Consider the following 16494-nt stretch of genomic DNA (forward strand, 5'->3'; position numbering starts at 1 on the left):
TATCATAACCTATTTCAGTTCTCTTGTGTCGTCATAATTATGAGTTTCATCAAACGCTCTGTTTCTTATATTCATTTCACGAATGTAGTTTCTGACAACATTCATTGTACTAATTAAACAGATAACTCCACCCAAAATACATATCGCGGCTATCCAATAATTCAGTGCAAAATTCACTTGATAATCACTCGGAGTATAACTGCCAGCTGCTGCTGACTGGAATGCTGCATAGCCTAGCTTGGGAATCGCCTCTTCAATCATTTTCGAGATCGTAATAATCACAATTCCTAACATGATAAAGAGTAATGAGAAAATAATGTGTACATGCTTCAAAGACAAGCTACCTCCTTTACAATCCACATCGCGTGTGTTTTGGCACTACTTGCATCTTAGAAGCCGAACGACTTCGCCATCAATCAGCCCTTCACTTACGCTGTGAAAACCAAGTGATTCATACAGATTTTCGGCGATACCATTTTCCGGCCTGTGTCCAATCATGATGCGTTTGCAATTCTGCGATTCTTTCATTAGATCAATTAACTTCCTCAATGCTTCTCTTCCATAACCTCTGCCCTGATATTTTGTATCTATCATTAGAGCAAAAAGCCAGTAGTTATCCTCATGATCCGGCTTATCTGAGTACACAGCAAATCCAACCAGATCCGAATCAAAATAGATGGCCATGGGTTGAAAGTCTTCCACTACTTTGGATTCAGCAATCCAATATACAACCGGAGCGGGAAAACTTTTTTTCTGTTCTTCCGTTACATTCAGTTGAGTACATGCATACCAATTATCCACCGATACACGTTTTAAATGAATCATATATTGAAATTCCTCCTCGTGAAAATTACACAGAGGAATCCCACTGAAGACTTCCTTGGGTCCTCTGCGCTAGACAAAAACACCTCTGGCAACTCCATTTCTTCTACTCAGATTTGTATTGTTTCTCATATCACATCGCTCCTTTCACGTTGTTGTGCAGGCCTCTTGCGACTTAAATCACCTCATGCTAAACCTTTGATCTCTGATAATTTAGGAGTATGTTTCACAAGGTCCGCTATTTCATAAGATGCATTATCTGCTAATGCATCTTTAACTGCCTCAGCCCCTCTTGTCTTCCAGATCGAATATATCCATTTGGAAAAACCATATGCATTTATGTGGTGACCACGTTCCTGTATCTGCATAAACAATTTCACACTTTCCTCATACTTTTCGATATCTGTTAAAATACAGGCCAAATTGTTTAACGCAATGTTGATATCTCTCTGCGAATTTCTGGAAACATTAATATCCTCCCAGCTGCCGACCAGCTCATCTTTTCTTGAAATAGGAATTGCTCCATCATTGATTTCATCAATCCAGTCCATCGTTTCGTTCAAAAGAGCGTCGACTCCCGCAACCTCCCCGGCATGATGCAGATAGGCCAGACGCTGTTTGTTGTATGTAATTCGGGCAAAAAGTATATTGGACCATGTCTCATCTTCTTGTATGAGCTGATTCATATTTTCAAGCATACTGTCCATTTCACTGTATCTCTCCAAAACCCAAAGCGAACCACCCAAAGCCCGATGGCTCTCGAATCGAACACCTCGGTTGGTATCCAACTTCGGGGCATGATCACAAGCATACTGATACCAATCCATCCAATCATCAAAGTAGTTCCCCAGAGATAATGACAACGCTTGTGTCGAATCCGAAACGATCCAGTGTAACTGCTCCGGGGTGAGATTTTCTTTCCCCCATATGAAGAATTCCCGGTGATTGGCATAAAGCGGTTCCGGCTCTCTTAACAAGGCATAACCATCTGAAATATTCCAGTAGACCCAGCCTCGTTCATGGACAGACAATTTCCTGGATTGTTCATAGTTTTTCAGTAACTCAATCATACCCTGATGATCCCCTCGAACTACTAATTCCTGAAAAGATTGAACGATATTCATCCCCATCCTCCGTCCCTAATTAGTTTCAACCCAGCTATGTCACTGGCTTCGTGCCGCAAGCTGTAATGAAATTCATCATGGCATAGGCTTCCGGCGAATGATTTATCGCTTCAGAAGCGTGTTGCAGCTGAGCAAATTCCTCCGAACTGATCACACCTTTTTCAGCAAAATGTACAAAACGATTAAGATTAAACTGCTGCTTAAACCCTTCTATACCTAACAGATCACTATGTTGAAGGACAGAATCGATGTCAACATCGATGTATCCGCTCTCAGAAAGGAGACGCGGCAGACTTCTACCAATTAAACGATTACCGCCGTGTTGTGCCACATAGTCCGAAATTTTCATTAATACCGTATGCAAAGCAGGAACATCAGGATTCACTGCTCCAAAAACGCCGTCATCCACATCAATAATGGCAAGACGTCCGCCAGGCTTCAGTACACGATATATCTCTTTTGCAGCTTCGTCAGGATTGTTCAAGTGAAGAAAGATAAGTCTTGCCACGACAAAATCAAAAGAATCATCAGGCAGATCCATCTGGTAGATGGAAGACTCTACAAATTGTAATCGCTTGGAAGGAATATCTTTCAGCCGTTCTTTGGCTTGTGCTTGCAGTGAACGATCAATCTCAAGCGAGGTAAGCTCGCTGTCCGGCAGACTGTTCAATAGTTGCTCTGTAATGTAACCTGGTCCGCTTCCGACCTCCAATACACGCATTCCATTTTTCAAACCATACCACTCTAGATTTCGGAATTCTTTGGACCACCCCATTACCGCCTGTATCTTTAACCTCTCTAATTCCTCTTGTAAACTTAAAACTGCCGTTTGGATACTGTATGTTGAACGCGGATCACTCATAAATTCCCTCCTGTTCTTCTGTGGAATAATAAAAACATATATCCTTAGACCTTTTTCTTCCCTAGAAAAAGAGCAACCTTATGTTGTTTCTCTATCGTTCCACCTGCAGCATCAATGGAATCTTTGACTCGCTCCAGAAGTGAACGCCGAACATCCTCAGCCAGCTGCTGATGTTTGGAATTGGTATTTAACAGCGCGACATACTCTTCGCTGGAACAGGACTGTATCCAGTTATACTCCTTAACCGTAATATCCGTAAACAAGCCGGATCGTTCAGTCATTTCTTTGCGCTCCTGAATGACTTCATCCGGCGAAGGATAGTGCGAATCATCCAGATGAGGGGCTAATGCTATGTAGTGGGAACGAATTTCATTGTGTAGCTGGTCATAGACCGGTACATGAATCGTCCAGAAAAGTCCAATGCCGCCTGTATTCTCTAGCAATTCCCAAGCCCGGTGGTAACCAACTTCCGGATTAATGAAGTGAAAGGCCGTTCCTGACACAATCAATTGAAATCGCTTTCCTTCGCCTGCCCCGTTCCGCAGCCAATCTCAAGAATGGAATCCTCTTTATTAAGATTCAGGTATGTAAAAATATCATCAAACATTTCACTCGGATAGACGGGTCTATATCGTTCATATTCATTTGTTACGAGATTAAACGTCTCCTTATTTTCCAAGTTCGTATCCTCCGATTTCAATTGTGATTTTCCCATAATACATTGACTAAACTTACCATATCTTATTATTCTTGATAGTAAGAGGATAAACCTTTCAATAGGAGAATGATGATAGTTTAAGTCCAAATTTTATATCCTAGAGGACTGAGGTGTTCTTGTGAAAAGTATATTTGATACGATCAATGCTGCTGAAATTACAGAGCGCATGGATCAACTTAGTGAAAATTCCATCCCTGAATGGGGCACGATGCAGGTCTCTCAAATGTTGGCTCACTGTTCAGCATTTCATGATATCCCCTTAGGAAATGCTTTTCCACCTAGAGGATTACTTGGGAGACTCATAGGACGGTTCGCAAAACCAATGTTTTATAATGACAAGCCCTTGCCCCATAATATGTCTACAATCCCGACAATCATTATTGATGACCAACGACAGTTTATGGCAGAAAAAGAAAAGCTTGAGCAGCAGATTAATATCTTTCAACAAGGTGCTTCAGAAAAATTATCCCGCCACCCCCATCCCTTCTTCGGAAAATTAACAGCCGAGCAATGGGGTAAAGGCATATACAAGCATTTAGATCATCATCTAAAGCAATTTGGAGTTTAGCGGTTATGCATGCTGTTCTATTATTCTCTTTCATTGACTGACGAGTTCAGCAGGTATTATCCGGAACTTATTAGTTTCTGGATTTCATTCTAAATTAGCAATGACTCAACTTCATTAACCCAATCTCCTTCTTCGTCAGCCAGTAAAGTCTTCCAACCAAGTAGCTTAGCAGAATGTAAATTTTTCTCTTGATCATCTATAAATAGAACCTCTTTTCCAGCTGACAGGAAGGTTTCTACCCGTTGGTATATCTCAATCTCAGGTTTGCATAAACCCACTTGATTAGAGATGGTTACACTTTTGGTAAATGAGAATAAACGGCTCAGATTCGGCTCAATCCATTCCTTACAATGATTGCTGAGTAGATGGATATCTGCGAACTCACTCCATCGCTCAAGGTATTGAGCGGCTGGTAAGGGAACAATCGAATTGTATAAGATGTCCTTCGCTCGGCTTATTGATAATTCAGGATACATCTCCTTCAACGATTGCCAGAACTCTTCTTCCCTCATCATTCCTGTCCAGAGCTTTCGTTTGATTCCTGCAAAATGTACTTTCAAAGATTCTGCCGATAGGTTGGTTTCCTCACTCATATCTTTCCAGCACGTCAACGACATATTACTTAACAAAACCCCTGCGATATCTAAAACGATCTGTGGTCTGCCTTTCATTTTATCGACCCCCAAGTTCAACTAATACGACGTATAACAGGCCTTAAGTTACTTAAAAGCGTCATGCAGAAGGACAGCATGCACACCCTTAACGCCATTCACAATTTGGGTGATACGCAGGTCAATTACCGCGCTTCCAAGTGCAATCGCTTCCACTCGATCTAGTCCGTACAACTCACCCATCAGATTGAGCATCCCGTCTAATGCTTAAACCGTAGCCTCATTCAGATCTTCATGAAAACCGAAGGTAAGCCAGCCGGACGGCGTATGTGCACGAGGATTGGTCAAAATCATATCATCAATCACGTTAAGCGTGACATCCACCAATTCCATCGGACATTCAATGGCCTGACAGCTGACTTCACCGTCCCCCTGCCGTGCATGACCATCACCAATCGCGAGATAACCTCCGTCTACGGGGATAGGTAAATATAATTTACTTCCCTGCACCAGTTCCTTGCAGTCGATGTTCCCTCCACAATAGCGAGGCGGCCAAGTCGTATGAATTCCACCTGACTCTGGCGGCATGCCCACTACACCCATAAACGGCGAGAGAGATACAGTGAAGGACTTTCCTTTTATTTCACAGGTTCCATTCATCGTTTGGCGATCAAGTGTCCAGTTCAGCGACAGTTCTTCAACCTCTGTTAGATGTAACTTCTGGTTCTGCCAGTTCGGATATCCGCCAGCGGAAGTAAACCCGTAACTCCCGGGTACGATCTCATTGAAAATAATCTCCAACGTCTGTCCTTGCTTCGCCTCATCGATATAAATCGGACCGATTAAGGCATGACCTCCATCTTTTTCACCTTGTCGATCAAAAGGTTTCATGCGTTCCGCATAACTCACACCCGTTCCCCAGCCCGCATCCAGTGTCTGAAAACGAATAGAGTCACCAGATTTCACGCTCAAAATGGGAGTTACCTCATTGGTAAATGAACCAATCAGATTTTCCTGAGTTAATTCAATCGTATGAATGGTCATCATAACCTCCACAGTTTCGGAATTCAGCTTTTTTGCTTAATTATCACGATATCGAGTATTTTTATTTGCAATAACGATCCGCTTCCATGATCATATGAACTTCTCATCCTTTCTAATAAATAACTGTTCAAGCTCTTCTCTCGTCACTGGATGTAAAATAATATCTTGTGAATTTATCATTCGTTCTACCAGATTAGAATCTTTCACTTTACGTCCCCATTTTCTTGAAAAAGACCTCCAATCACATACCATTTCTATCAGATATTTCGTAGGCATGGGCAGAGCTTCTTTTGTATTCCTATTTACAATCCAATACTCCCAATGATGTTTGTTATGATTTTGGTGATGTAGCCATGCATTCTTCCATCTTAGATGGGTGTCTTCATCCTTCTGTTCTGAATAAAAATGAATTGCATAGGGAATAAATTCTTGCGGAAAGAACTTGGATATATCATGAATTAAACCTTGCACATACAGACCTTCTTGCCAACATTCGATCAGCACGTTCAATTTATGCTCTACAACATATAGAAAATATCTCCAGTATGCGGAACGAATGGTCACCAACTCCCATAGCATTGTGTTTAAAACAGCGCTGCAATAATCTTCTCTGCACATTCTTCCGGTGTGTTCATACTTGTATCAATCGAATAGCTATAGTGGATGTGTTTAGCCATGATTTGATGCTGCTCATCCGATTGCTCTTCTCTTCGATCACCACGTTCAATGTTCCGCTGACGACAGATATCGAGAGGACAATGCAGTTCCACAATATCCAGTGGATACCCTTCAAAAATCTGTTTGACTTGTTCATAATGCGGCGCGAGCTCCGGTCTTTCTACAAGTATGCCATCGATCAGAACATGCTTGCCATGGTCTGAAAATACTTTTGCCGTATGATACATCATTACAATCGCTTCACTCAGATACTTCCAGTAATCCGTCTGAAGATGTTTATCACCAATCGTATTTTCAAATAAATCATTAGCCACAACATAGAAAAACGGATCATCGTATGATTGCATCGCCTCTACAATTGAAGTTTTACCAGAGCTGGTTACACCGTTCAAAAATATAATTTTGCCTTTTTCCATGATAATCTTCTTCCTTTGCTTAAGTATAATTTTATAAATGTAATACAGCGTGTACTAGGTGTGTTTCATTGATTTTTTGAGCAGCATGATCTGGCCAATATGATAGGCGTTATGAATACATAGATTTGATACAACTCCCCACCATGGCGCGTTGAAATAGGAAGGGATTTCACGGGTCAGTTTATGTTCTTCGCTATCTTCGAGTGCCCTGTTCCAATCACTAAAGACGGTTTTCAGTCTATGTAATGTCTTGCTCCACTCCACATCATTCAGGTTAGACGTATCTATGTCGAATGTATCCTCATTATTCACTGAATGCTGCCCATCGACCTGTTCGGCAATATATCTCTCAAGCCACTTCTCATTCCAGAAAATAAGATGATTGACGATCGCCCAAATGGAATGCTCCCCCTCATTCTTTACATAAGCGGCTTCCGCCGCATTGAGGTCTGTCAGAATATCATGAAGCGGTATAAACCAGCTCTTGTCATGATAACAGGCGTTTAATTGGTCTATGAGAATAGTTTTGTAACTCATCGTTGCACCTCACTCAGATTAATATCATCATTTATCCGTTCATTGACTTCGCAATCTTCATCACAAGATCTTCTGACATATTTCCGCCAATGATCTCGTATTGCAACGCCTTCCCATGCACGTCCTCTTCGATCCATACCAATTGGGAAGCTTCGTTATTGAAAATATAAAATGCTTCGACGCCACGGATGGCTGCTTGCTTAACCGTAGTACCATCATGATCAGGCAATGCGATTCGGCTTTTTGTTGTCCCGAAAATATTAAGTTTATAACCACCGTATTCTTTATACGTTATGCTGATGCCCACAACTTTCTTATTGGGCTTCAAGTCTCGAATCACTACATTTCTGCCTGACCTGTTACTTTCTTCAATCATTTCATCGATTTCTTGCGGAGTTAGATTATCAAATCCATAAAATACATGAATGGCATCTATATCAGAATCAATCGGAAATTTCGGCTGCCATGGAGAATAATGTTTCTGCAATTGTTCCAAACCGTCTTCCCATGGAATGGGTGCATAATTGGTCTGTTGCGTGAATTGATTTTCTATAACATCTGCGGTATAAATCGCCTTCCCGTCACCAGGCTTTAAGTCAATGACGATTCGGTCAATCGCATGATCATTGCGTAAGGATTCAATTTGAATTTTTCCAAGCACATCTCCGCTTTTGTTTTTGATATCCATTGGTCTTTCACTCCTTTCCTTTCAAAAATACCTTTCTGATCTCATACAATAGAAAGCTGAGCCCTACAGAAGATAAAACGATCATGAGGACTCCAAATATGCAAATCGTCGGCAATATATCCTCGTAACCATAACTTGTCGTTTATTCGTCTGAGATAAAAACCTTTTGGAAATTCATTATCCTCCGTAAGGGCTGCAGATGCTATGGTAATGGAGCCGGACGGAGCTTTGTTACCCTCTGAAATATTGGTAGAACATATCTCGGGCTGATCCAAATATTGCATTCTTAGATAAGGTCCTAACTCAACCGGACAACATTCCAACCCAAGATCATTTGCTCTTCGAAAGAGCTCAAAAGTCGTAGCACCATCCGAAAATCCAAGTTGTCTGACGGTCAACTCAACCGTTTGCAAGCTTTGCTTTGTACTGGAAACTATAAATCTTTCATCATTTAACAACTGTTCTCCATATTTATTCAATAAAATAGAGTGTTGCTCCAGTTTCTGTATAAGCTGTGGTTTTGTTAATCCGCCAACGTCTACTATTCTTATTTCAACTGCGCAATCAGGGTATACTTTTTCATCTTCAATCAACATCCGTATCCCCCTAATCAAGATTACTTCTATTTGACTTTATATTTAAAACGCAGTCACTCATCTAGTTCTGAATCCGTTTACATACTAATCCTAGGTAATTGATAGCAGCAGCCCAAGGCTCCTCAGAAATTCAATTCACAATTTCCCATTATGTTACCTCCACACTTGAGATGTATAAAACCCTACCACCTCTGCGATGTTATACAAGATTTAATTTGAGCAATATGATGCTGCCCGTGCCATACAAATCTTTGAATCGCGATATCCAATGTAATTGTACCTAACACTTCTGTTCGGAGTGTTCGTCTAAACTGATCGGGATGTAAACCAAGCAGCAGAGTGAGAAATCGCTTGTGTAGTATCTCCATCAGCAAAATTGAATCTTCAATGGGCGTATTCCTGTAATCATGTAATGATGCCCATGAATCTTCTCGATATGAGCTTGCCATCGGTTCATCTTCAGTTAACGCTCTCTTAAATCTGATATAAGCGTTCATGTCATTGTCCGCAAGGTGGTGCACAATCTGTGTGATTGTCCAACCTCCGTCACGATAAGGAGTACAGAGCTGATCATCATTGAGATGTTGTGTAATCTCTCTTAAGGTCTTCGTAATTCCGGGAATTTGACCAATGATGTGGATTCGGTCCTCATTAGAGAATTTAAGACTTGGCTCAAAGTTTCCTATCGGAAAGCGTACATTTTCATCCAAGGTTGACCACCTCTCCATTTCTCTACTATAGAACCAAATCATATCCAATATAACCCACAATGTTCCATTTGCGAAGTGTAAAAGCAAAAAAAGAAGCAACCTTTGTTCTCCGGCTGCTCCTTATATTAAACTACTCTCATATCTGTATTTTGATTAGAAAACTAGCACAATAAACCTGAGTTACGAAGGTACAATCATATAAAAAGCGCCCCTATCTTGGGTCGAATGGTGTTTGTCTAGAACATCACCAACCAAGATAGGAGCGGCTTTAAGGTGGAGTCTACCATAATGAGTGACCTTATTTTGAAAATTCAATCAAAAAAGGATGGCTTTTCTCATCTAATGCATTATGAATTCTTTCATAGAAATTCCCCCATGTTATCATTTGCCCAGCTTCTTCTAAAGTAAAGTAGCCCACTTCTTCACTTTCATCACTGGTAGTTAAAGCTCCACCAATCGGTTTTCCAGTAAATATATTGTTGCATACACCGCGCGTTATGTTCTGATACAAACCACAAAATTTTATTAATTCAATATCAATCCCTGTTTCCTCTTTCACTTCTCTAACTGCTGCCTGCCTAATAGTCTCTCCTTCTTCAACACAACCTTGAGGCATTTCCCAGCCTCTTCGACCTTTCATAAGTAAAATCTCATTATGTTCATTGAGAACGATTACACTAGCAGAAACGATAAATTTCATTCTAATTCCTCCTATGGTGGTTTAAATAACCACTCTTCCTCGAATGGAATAGCTAAATGCCTAGAACTGAAACGTGTTATTATCTGATGATCCCAACTTCGTGGAAAAACTCACAAAATGCTATACCATATCTGAAATAAACATGGCTTTAGTTCCTTCTTCTGGCTTAAATCCAAATAATCCATAGAATTTTTCTGCACTATCATAGGATATAAGCACTTTTGTTTTGATATTAGAATACCGACTAAGCATTTTTTCCATCATTTTCTTTCCAATTCCTAATGATTGATATTCTTTGTGTACTAACATGTAATGAAAATATACTGTCATCACGCCGTCAGACAATGCATTTATTAAGCCAACTAATTTAGTATCATTCCATGCTGTAATAACCGTATGAGAGTTGTTTATTGCTTGTCTCAGATCTTCTGGGAAATCTCCTGATTTCCAGTCCACCGAGTGAAACAGTTCCTGAATTGCCTGTGTATCAATGTCTTTTATTTCTTTGAAAATAATTGTCATAATATTGCTCCTTTGTTGTTGTTTTGATCTGATACGTCTGGCTCGATACATTCTTCTGCTTATAGCTTCTACCCGACCAAGGAGCACTTGCGACGATGCTTGAACATCTGGTTAGGCGATGTCGTTGCCCTCCATGATTACCCTTACATACTCATCCCAATCCTTACCATCTGTATTGATTTCTATTGTTGGCACTCTTGAGATTTGAGCTTGATGTCTTAATACATTTTGGATTTTTAATAATTCACTTACCGACGATCTTACTTCTTCTTCTGTTTCATAGATCCATTCTTCTGGTTGTCTACTTTTAATTCTTTCTTCTACGACTTCGGGTGAGATTGTAAGCAAAATACACCTGGCACCTAAAGACTCAAGCTGTTCTTCTATTTTATTTATCTCATCCAAATCCGAATCTACAAATGCAGCTCTATGATTTAAATGAAACCTTTCCAGAACATAAAATAGTCCCCTAGATCCTCTAGATGCAGGACCAAGTTGAATTGCCCATTCGTTAAGTTTCTTTAGCATTTCAACCCGCTCTTTAAGTAACTCAATGTGTCCTTCTCGGGTTAGACTTACATATTCTCCATGTTTATTATTCAAAATTTGAGAATAATGTTCTCCAAGAATAACTACGCTCCGTTCTGAGGATTCTTCTTGTGATTGATAACGTTTAATTGCTTTTAATACTGAAGTCTTCCCGGCATTTGAGTATCCTTCAAGAATTATTCCTCTAATATGCATTTAAATCTCCTTCCACTAGCAATTATTTCGCCTAACGTTTCTGTATTCATACTTTCAACGTAGTTGAATATACCTGATGAAGCGCTTTCATATGGCAGACCAAGACTCCAAAAGGAGCCGCAGCGTGAATATTATTTTATCTGATGCTGATACATCTTTTAAATACCCCAATACATTCTTTAGTTTTTATCTTTCAAAAGATCTTCCCATTCTTCGATTGATAATTTATTGGATATATTCTTTAAGTTTTCAGGGACACTTACAAAACACATTAATTCTAAACTATTTCCATCTGGATCATCCCAACTCTTTTCTTTTTCAATCCAGAAGAAAGCTGTATCTTCATCTCTCCAGGCCAGCTCTAATCCTAATTTAGAATAAAATTCGATTGATTGATGTAAGTTACTCACTGGTAAATGTGCTTCATACAACCCAAGTATCATGTTTTCTCCTTTCAATCGGGGCTGGATGTGGTCACTCGCTTCTCAGAGTGACTACGAGCGTCAATATGTTGTTAGCTAAATTAATTTCTGGAAGTAGCCATTGTATGTAAGACGTTCTCAAAATAGCTATATACTTCATCTGCGATTTCCAGAAACTCTTCAACAGATACATCGCTATCCAAGTAACAAGCATACAGATACTCAACTAAAGCGGAGTCAATCTCACAATAGTTTAATATGGCATTCTTCATCTTAATGATTTCATCTTCCCATACCCCTGTATCTTCTAAAACCAAAGAGTATAATGCACGAATTAATCTCTTAGAGTAACCTTTAATATATCTAGTTTTCATTGAGTGATCACTAACATTAGAAAGTGAACGATGTACACGATCTACTTCCTCCTTGGTATCTGTATTTAAGTCTAAAATGAATTCTGGAGAAATTATGATCGGGGGTACTTTTTCACCAATGTCCTCCCCATGTATGCAAACACAAATAATCTTAATCCAAAAACCCCAATCATTCGGTCTACTTAATACATCATCAATCGAGCAAATGGTCGTATCCATCTTAGTGACGAATGGATATTCTTCCAAAAGCCTGTCTTTAATCATTGACAATCTTTCGTAATCAATATCTTCGGGATTTGCACATACAATAGTAAAGTCTGCATCTGACTTAAAAGGTTGAGCCGTTCCTTTTGGAATCGAGCCACACATATAAATACTATGAGTCTTATCTTTGAATTCGTTAAGAATATGATCCACATACTTATCAACCAAATCCTTATATTCACTTTGTATTGCAATTCTATTTATAACTTTTTCTAATATCATAAAGACTCCTCCTAAAATATGAGCTTCTTCGAGCTACTTTCAATGAATTTACGACTTACAATGTGCTTGGTTCATTATGATTGAGATATATTCTTCATCTTTAAGCCTTGTTACCTTACAGTTCTCATTAGTTTCAAATTCTACTATTCTCTCTTCAATTGTTTTATTAGTACGATCTTTAAATACGTCCTCTCTATCATAGTGAGGAAAAATAAGCTTGTCGGTTACACCTAATGCCTTAAAATCCGTTAAATCCATTGTGTTCATCTGTGGAGTAAAGAAATCGACAATGTTAATATTCGGCCCCAGTAATAACGTTCCTGCACTTACTCCAACTATAATTACATTCTGTGCGGCCAGTGTTCTAATAATTTCATCAGCACCACTTTTCTTAGCGTAATACAATAATGTAAATGGATTTCCACCATTGATATATATAACATCTCTATGTAAGAGAATATGTGGGTCATCAAATTCTATATCTACAAAATTGATATGCTGAAATCCCATGTCCTTAAACTCTTGCATTGCTCTTTGTGCATATCTATTAGTTTCTTTTCTAGGGGATGCTGTTGTAATAATTGAGACTTTTAATTGAGAAATATCTTCATCAATAAAATCCAGAAATTGATTTTTTATATCATCAGTATAAAAACCACAAGAGGTTAGTAACAAGCTACTCATTGAAATCACCGTCCTTAACTAATAGTTTATCTAATCTTTATAATTTAATTAAGCATTCCCCTGATTTCTGCTAACGTTCCTGCATCTTCGATTCTAGCGAATGCTAGGGTCTTCGGCTTCTTCCGTACCAAGGGCACATGCCCGATGCGCGAATATTATGATGATATACTGTCTTCCTGATCCGCTTCCACTACTTACTCTTATCTATAAAATCTCTATATCTATCATGTAGTTGTATTCCATTTTTTATAGATTCCCCTGTTTGTTTGTCTATCACATCAAGATCAAAACCTAAATTACTATAACCATCCAGCATTTCTAATATTGAATACATTACTTCTTCTATTAATTCTGCTTGGATATGATTGAACTTTTCCTCGTTAATTACTTCCCCAATGCTTTCATATTCTTTTTTAAATTCAGTCCACGGCATTTTTGAGTTCTTATGTAAGCACGAAGAAGATAATTCACTATAAGTCTGTTTAATATTTTCGAGTTGTTGGAAAAAAGCATTAAATTTATTATCATTGAAGTCTACTATAATGACTCGCATCCTTTCTAATCTTATGCTTTTCAGTATTTTCATTTAACCTTCCTGTATCCACGTCGTCCCACCTACTTAAGCGGCCGCGATGCTAGGCTGTGCGGATGTATCCGCCTGATTAAGCTCCTCTGCTTATATCCTTCGGACGAACCGAGGAGCCGCCAGGCTCCGATGCGCGGATATAATGTTAGATGATGTTACCAGACTACTCCGAAATTACCCACGGAACGATCCCTTCGAATTCAATTTGTAATATTGGCTCTGGAAATCCATCACGCACTAAATTTATCTCATTCGTAAATCCAAATCTGAAGTTATCGATTTTATATAAATCTTTGTCTAATGAAGTTATTGTTCCTGATTCATCATTTTCGTTCCATACATCAGGTCCACTAATCAATCTACCAACTATATGAAAGAACCCACCATATAAATGGGTTCCATCTTCATTCTCACAGTATTCAGATACTTCTCCTTCTTTTCTTGGATCTATTCCTAAACTATTAAAAAAGGTTACAACATCCTTCGATAGGAATGGAATTGCCTCAACAAAGTTCTTACAATTTAAACATTCGCACCCCTCAGTAATTAAATGATAAGATTTATAGAACTCTTTGGTTTTATTAAAATCATATTCAATTATCCATTTGTGTATTCGAATCCTTTTCATGGGTTCACATCACTTTGCTCTGGTAATTTCATCTACCGTTGTTGTATTCCTGACGTTAAAGCAGCTTACCGTAGGGAACGGGTCAATAGACTTAGCTGATTGAATGTGTCACCTTAATCAACTTCTCCGATATCCTTCTTGGCGACCGAGGAACAAGTGAGACGGTGTATGAATGTACTGTTAGATAAAGTAACCTTGAGTTACCCACAAAATCTTTCTAAACTTACAGCAACACCGTTTTCATCATTATTAACGGTTATTTCATCAGCGATTTCCTTCAATTCCCTAATCGCATTTCCCATAGCAATAGAATATCCCGCCATCTTAAAGAGGCCTACATCATTATGATCATCACCAAATACAATAACGGAATCCAATTTTACATTATATAATTCACAGAGTTTAGTAATTGCCATTTCCTTAGATGCCAGAAGAGGCATGATTTGTACTAATTTATTATTATCCGTAATTAGTATATTCACTCTACCCTCGAATTTTTCAAACAATCCAAAATTGTGATTATTGCCATTCAGAAGTATCTTCGTAGCATCATATTGCTTTAATTCTTTTAAGGGTTTTACTATGGGGTTTGATTGTGTGTTCATTGAGCTAATATAATCAAGCTCTCTTAAACTAAACCACTCATCCTTCACTTCCATAGTCAGCTCAATTTGAGGGTCACACTTCAAACAGTAATCAAGAATTTCTGTAGTTACATTAGCAGGGATTGATTCATTAATTTCTATCTTGGTTTCCTTACACATCACTTGAGCTCCGTTGTAATATACAAAAGCCCCGATATCTACTAATCCTTGTGGAAGCAACCAATTAACCGCCCTTGGCGGTCGAGCTGTTGCAAATATTATTCTCATTCCTTTCTGATAACAAGATAAGACCGCATCTACGTTTCTCTTAGATACTTCTTTTTTTGAATTTAATAATGTTCCGTCCAAGTCAAGAACTACAGTTGAATACTTCAATGAATCAACTCCCAATATAAACTTCTTCGTTATTTTATCTACCGTTGTTGTATTCACGAACCCGAGAGACTTAATGGAGCGACTGGGTCGAAGACTTAGCCTCACAGGAGTTGTCTACTGGATACTACTTCCTCGAAATCCCTCTGGCAGACCAAGGGGCTTAGCCCCTCAGTGTGAATACGGTGTTGGCAAGATTTTAGGGGCTTCTTCGAGCTACTTTCAATGAATTTATCACTTTCAATGTGCTTGGTTCATTAAGATTGAGATATATTCTTCATCTTTAAGCCTTGTCACCGATGTCAGCGCCTTCATTGGAACCTCAACACATCAGTCACTTTGATTATTCTTTAGCTCTATGATAATTTCCCCTTCTCCAGAAGGCACTTCAAAACCCTTGAGGAAAGAAGATAAAATTTCTTCTGTTATTGTAAACGCAGCATTAGCATCGAATCGCTGGCTCCGAATGCGAAGTCGTTCACGCAAATCATTAGGATGAACTTTCAAATAAACCAGTTTCCACTCTCCTCCTCCATCTTCAATTAGCTTCTTATATTCATTTCGTCTCTTCTGCTGCCAAAAACTGAAATCAATAACCACATTGCGCTTTTCATTCAAAAGATGTACTAGTTCATTACGCAGCTTTAACTCGGCTTTAATTTTTAGTTGCTCATAGATTTCAACTGGATAATCAATTCCGTAACGACCATTTGTAGCCCAAATTTCTTCATCAATAGAGAGACGTACAAAGCCCCTCTGCTCTAATCGTTGAGCAAATGTTGTTTTTCCCGATCCAGCCACACCACACATCATAACTACTAATGGAACGGAAACATCAACTTGATAGATAAAATCGTCTATTTCATGATTATTACGCACTCAAATTCTCCTTTCATCTTTGAGTAAGGTTAATATTCTCTGGAGTCTCCATTATGTCTCTTAATAGAAATTTGTATTTTTCTTATTTACGCTGATTTCCGATTACGTTCCTGTATTC

The 16494-nt window shown here is 38.9% G+C and carries 26 protein-coding genes; 1 reads left to right on the top strand and 25 read right to left on the bottom strand.

Going from position 1 to position 16494, the window contains the following annotated elements; translation table 11 throughout:
• Positions 1-9 precede the first annotated feature (9 nt).
• The 6 genes from QF041_RS08455 to QF041_RS08480 form a co-directional block, all read right to left on the bottom strand.
• Positions 10-333 (bottom strand): hypothetical protein, encoded by a 324-nt coding sequence (locus QF041_RS08455; protein ID WP_307413527.1) that lies wholly within the window; start codon positions 331-333, stop codon positions 10-12.
• A 45-nt stretch (positions 334-378) separates the two neighbouring features.
• On the bottom strand, positions 379-825 hold the full coding sequence (locus QF041_RS08460; RefSeq protein ID WP_307413529.1) for a GNAT family N-acetyltransferase: 447 nt from the start codon (positions 823-825) through the stop codon (positions 379-381).
• 182 nt (positions 826-1007) lie between these two features.
• Positions 1008-1946, bottom strand: coding sequence for a hypothetical protein (locus QF041_RS08465; protein ID WP_307413530.1), 939 nt, complete (start codon positions 1944-1946; stop codon positions 1008-1010).
• Positions 1947-1980: 34 nt separating this feature from the next.
• Entirely contained in the window at positions 1981-2808 is an 828-nt protein-coding gene (locus tag QF041_RS08470; RefSeq protein ID WP_307413531.1) for a methyltransferase domain-containing protein, read from the bottom strand.
• Positions 2809-2852: 44 nt separating this feature from the next.
• Positions 2853-3317: a hypothetical protein gene (locus QF041_RS08475; protein ID WP_307413533.1), complete on the bottom strand. Its 465-nt coding sequence runs from the start codon at positions 3315-3317 to the stop codon at positions 2853-2855.
• The gene (locus QF041_RS08480) at positions 3314-3487 is read right to left on the bottom strand and encodes a class I SAM-dependent methyltransferase (protein ID WP_307413534.1); all 174 of its coding nucleotides are present in this window, start codon (positions 3485-3487) and stop codon (positions 3314-3316) included. The genes QF041_RS08475 and QF041_RS08480 overlap by 4 nt, the downstream gene beginning before the upstream one ends.
• Positions 3488-3644: 157 nt before the next feature.
• Here QF041_RS08480 and QF041_RS08485 point away from each other — a divergent pair, with 157 nt between their 5' ends.
• Complete coding sequence (locus QF041_RS08485; protein WP_307413536.1) at positions 3645-4094, top strand: DUF1569 domain-containing protein; 450 nt, start codon at positions 3645-3647, stop codon at positions 4092-4094.
• A gap of 89 nt (positions 4095-4183) precedes the next feature.
• On the opposite strand, the gene QF041_RS08490 is transcribed toward QF041_RS08485, so the two are convergent.
• From QF041_RS08490 to QF041_RS08580, 19 genes are all read right to left on the bottom strand, one after another.
• The gene (locus tag QF041_RS08490) at positions 4184-4765 is read right to left on the bottom strand and encodes an HAD-IA family hydrolase (RefSeq protein ID WP_307413537.1); all 582 of its coding nucleotides are present in this window, start codon (positions 4763-4765) and stop codon (positions 4184-4186) included.
• Positions 4766-4813: 48 nt separating this feature from the next.
• Positions 4814-4948, bottom strand: a complete 135-nt coding sequence (locus QF041_RS08495; protein WP_307413539.1) for a hypothetical protein — start codon at positions 4946-4948, stop codon at positions 4814-4816.
• A gap of 24 nt (positions 4949-4972) precedes the next feature.
• A complete protein-coding gene (locus tag QF041_RS08500; RefSeq protein WP_307413540.1) occupies positions 4973-5752 on the bottom strand; it encodes an acetamidase/formamidase family protein in 780 nt (259 codons plus the stop codon).
• Positions 5753-5839: 87 nt separating this feature from the next.
• The gene (locus QF041_RS08505) at positions 5840-6367 is read right to left on the bottom strand and encodes a DUF5662 family protein (protein ID WP_307413541.1); all 528 of its coding nucleotides are present in this window, start codon (positions 6365-6367) and stop codon (positions 5840-5842) included.
• Positions 6334-6843 (bottom strand): phosphotransferase-like protein, encoded by a 510-nt coding sequence (locus QF041_RS08510; RefSeq protein WP_307413543.1) that lies wholly within the window; start codon positions 6841-6843, stop codon positions 6334-6336. The genes QF041_RS08505 and QF041_RS08510 overlap by 34 nt, the downstream gene beginning before the upstream one ends.
• Positions 6844-6897: 54 nt before the next feature.
• The gene (locus tag QF041_RS08515; RefSeq protein WP_307413544.1) at positions 6898-7380 is read right to left on the bottom strand and encodes a DinB family protein; all 483 of its coding nucleotides are present in this window, start codon (positions 7378-7380) and stop codon (positions 6898-6900) included.
• 31 nt (positions 7381-7411) lie between these two features.
• Positions 7412-8068, bottom strand: a complete 657-nt coding sequence (locus tag QF041_RS08520; RefSeq protein ID WP_307413545.1) for a DUF4367 domain-containing protein — start codon at positions 8066-8068, stop codon at positions 7412-7414.
• A gap of 41 nt (positions 8069-8109) precedes the next feature.
• Positions 8110-8664, bottom strand: coding sequence for a helicase (locus tag QF041_RS08525; RefSeq protein WP_307413547.1), 555 nt, complete (start codon positions 8662-8664; stop codon positions 8110-8112).
• 182 nt (positions 8665-8846) lie between these two features.
• On the bottom strand, positions 8847-9374 hold the full coding sequence (locus QF041_RS08530) for a YfiT family bacillithiol transferase (protein ID WP_307413548.1): 528 nt from the start codon (positions 9372-9374) through the stop codon (positions 8847-8849).
• Between the two features lie 298 nt (positions 9375-9672).
• Positions 9673-10074, bottom strand: coding sequence for an NUDIX hydrolase (locus tag QF041_RS08535; RefSeq protein ID WP_307413550.1), 402 nt, complete (start codon positions 10072-10074; stop codon positions 9673-9675).
• Positions 10075-10194: 120 nt separating this feature from the next.
• The gene (locus QF041_RS08540; protein ID WP_307413551.1) at positions 10195-10596 is read right to left on the bottom strand and encodes a GNAT family N-acetyltransferase; all 402 of its coding nucleotides are present in this window, start codon (positions 10594-10596) and stop codon (positions 10195-10197) included.
• Positions 10597-10707: 111 nt separating this feature from the next.
• Positions 10708-11340: a hypothetical protein gene (locus QF041_RS08545; protein WP_307413553.1), complete on the bottom strand. Its 633-nt coding sequence runs from the start codon at positions 11338-11340 to the stop codon at positions 10708-10710.
• 179 nt (positions 11341-11519) lie between these two features.
• On the bottom strand, positions 11520-11783 hold the full coding sequence (locus QF041_RS08550) for a VOC family protein (protein WP_307413555.1): 264 nt from the start codon (positions 11781-11783) through the stop codon (positions 11520-11522).
• Positions 11784-11863: 80 nt separating this feature from the next.
• Positions 11864-12622, bottom strand: coding sequence for a nucleotidyltransferase (locus tag QF041_RS08555; protein ID WP_307413556.1), 759 nt, complete (start codon positions 12620-12622; stop codon positions 11864-11866).
• Positions 12623-12670: 48 nt separating this feature from the next.
• Positions 12671-13306 carry a Type 1 glutamine amidotransferase-like domain-containing protein gene (locus QF041_RS08560; protein ID WP_307413558.1) on the bottom strand — a complete coding sequence of 212 codons (636 nt, stop codon included), beginning with the start codon at positions 13304-13306 and terminating at the stop codon, positions 12671-12673.
• 190 nt (positions 13307-13496) lie between these two features.
• Positions 13497-13892, bottom strand: coding sequence for a hypothetical protein (locus QF041_RS08565; protein WP_307413560.1), 396 nt, complete (start codon positions 13890-13892; stop codon positions 13497-13499).
• Positions 13893-14055: 163 nt separating this feature from the next.
• Positions 14056-14520: a hypothetical protein gene (locus QF041_RS08570; RefSeq protein ID WP_307413563.1), complete on the bottom strand. Its 465-nt coding sequence runs from the start codon at positions 14518-14520 to the stop codon at positions 14056-14058.
• Between the two features lie 200 nt (positions 14521-14720).
• Entirely contained in the window at positions 14721-15500 is a 780-nt protein-coding gene (locus QF041_RS08575) for a Cof-type HAD-IIB family hydrolase (protein ID WP_307413565.1), read from the bottom strand.
• 327 nt (positions 15501-15827) lie between these two features.
• Positions 15828-16376 carry a P-loop nucleotide/nucleoside kinase family protein gene (locus tag QF041_RS08580; RefSeq protein ID WP_307413567.1) on the bottom strand — a complete coding sequence of 183 codons (549 nt, stop codon included), beginning with the start codon at positions 16374-16376 and terminating at the stop codon, positions 15828-15830.
• Between the last annotated feature and the right edge of the window lie 118 nt (positions 16377-16494).

This window comes from Paenibacillus sp. W2I17 (assembly GCF_030815985.1).
Lineage (GTDB): Bacteria > Bacillota > Bacilli > Paenibacillales > Paenibacillaceae > Paenibacillus.

What these genes read in the sequence shown, in the direction of transcription:
- QF041_RS08460 (WP_307413529.1), bottom strand. Translation starts at nt 825, where the DNA reads ATGATTCATTTAAAACGTGTATCGGTGGATAATTGGTATGCATGTACT.
- QF041_RS08465 (WP_307413530.1), bottom strand. Translation starts at nt 1,946, where the DNA reads ATGAATATCGTTCAATCTTTTCAGGAATTAGTAGTTCGAGGGGATCAT.
- QF041_RS08470 (WP_307413531.1), bottom strand. Translation starts at nt 2,808, where the DNA reads ATGAGTGATCCGCGTTCAACATACAGTATCCAAACGGCAGTTTTAAGT.
- QF041_RS08490 (WP_307413537.1), bottom strand. Translation starts at nt 4,765, where the DNA reads ATGAAAGGCAGACCACAGATCGTTTTAGATATCGCAGGGGTTTTGTTA.
- QF041_RS08495 (WP_307413539.1), bottom strand. Translation starts at nt 4,948, where the DNA reads ATGGGTGAGTTGTACGGACTAGATCGAGTGGAAGCGATTGCACTTGGA.
- QF041_RS08500 (WP_307413540.1), bottom strand. Translation starts at nt 5,752, where the DNA reads ATGATGACCATTCATACGATTGAATTAACTCAGGAAAATCTGATTGGT.
- QF041_RS08505 (WP_307413541.1), bottom strand. Translation starts at nt 6,367, where the DNA reads ATGTGCAGAGAAGATTATTGCAGCGCTGTTTTAAACACAATGCTATGG.
- QF041_RS08510 (WP_307413543.1), bottom strand. Translation starts at nt 6,843, where the DNA reads ATGGAAAAAGGCAAAATTATATTTTTGAACGGTGTAACCAGCTCTGGT.
- QF041_RS08515 (WP_307413544.1), bottom strand. Translation starts at nt 7,380, where the DNA reads ATGAGTTACAAAACTATTCTCATAGACCAATTAAACGCCTGTTATCAT.
- QF041_RS08520 (WP_307413545.1), bottom strand. Translation starts at nt 8,068, where the DNA reads ATGGATATCAAAAACAAAAGCGGAGATGTGCTTGGAAAAATTCAAATT.
- QF041_RS08525 (WP_307413547.1), bottom strand. Translation starts at nt 8,664, where the DNA reads ATGTTGATTGAAGATGAAAAAGTATACCCTGATTGCGCAGTTGAAATA.
- QF041_RS08535 (WP_307413550.1), bottom strand. Translation starts at nt 10,074, where the DNA reads ATGAAATTTATCGTTTCTGCTAGTGTAATCGTTCTCAATGAACATAAT.
- QF041_RS08540 (WP_307413551.1), bottom strand. Translation starts at nt 10,596, where the DNA reads ATGACAATTATTTTCAAAGAAATAAAAGACATTGATACACAGGCAATT.
- QF041_RS08545 (WP_307413553.1), bottom strand. Translation starts at nt 11,340, where the DNA reads ATGCATATTAGAGGAATAATTCTTGAAGGATACTCAAATGCCGGGAAG.
- QF041_RS08550 (WP_307413555.1), bottom strand. Translation starts at nt 11,783, where the DNA reads ATGATACTTGGGTTGTATGAAGCACATTTACCAGTGAGTAACTTACAT.
- QF041_RS08555 (WP_307413556.1), bottom strand. Translation starts at nt 12,622, where the DNA reads ATGATATTAGAAAAAGTTATAAATAGAATTGCAATACAAAGTGAATAT.
- QF041_RS08560 (WP_307413558.1), bottom strand. Translation starts at nt 13,306, where the DNA reads ATGAGTAGCTTGTTACTAACCTCTTGTGGTTTTTATACTGATGATATA.
- QF041_RS08565 (WP_307413560.1), bottom strand. Translation starts at nt 13,892, where the DNA reads ATGAAAATACTGAAAAGCATAAGATTAGAAAGGATGCGAGTCATTATA.
- QF041_RS08570 (WP_307413563.1), bottom strand. Translation starts at nt 14,520, where the DNA reads ATGAAAAGGATTCGAATACACAAATGGATAATTGAATATGATTTTAAT.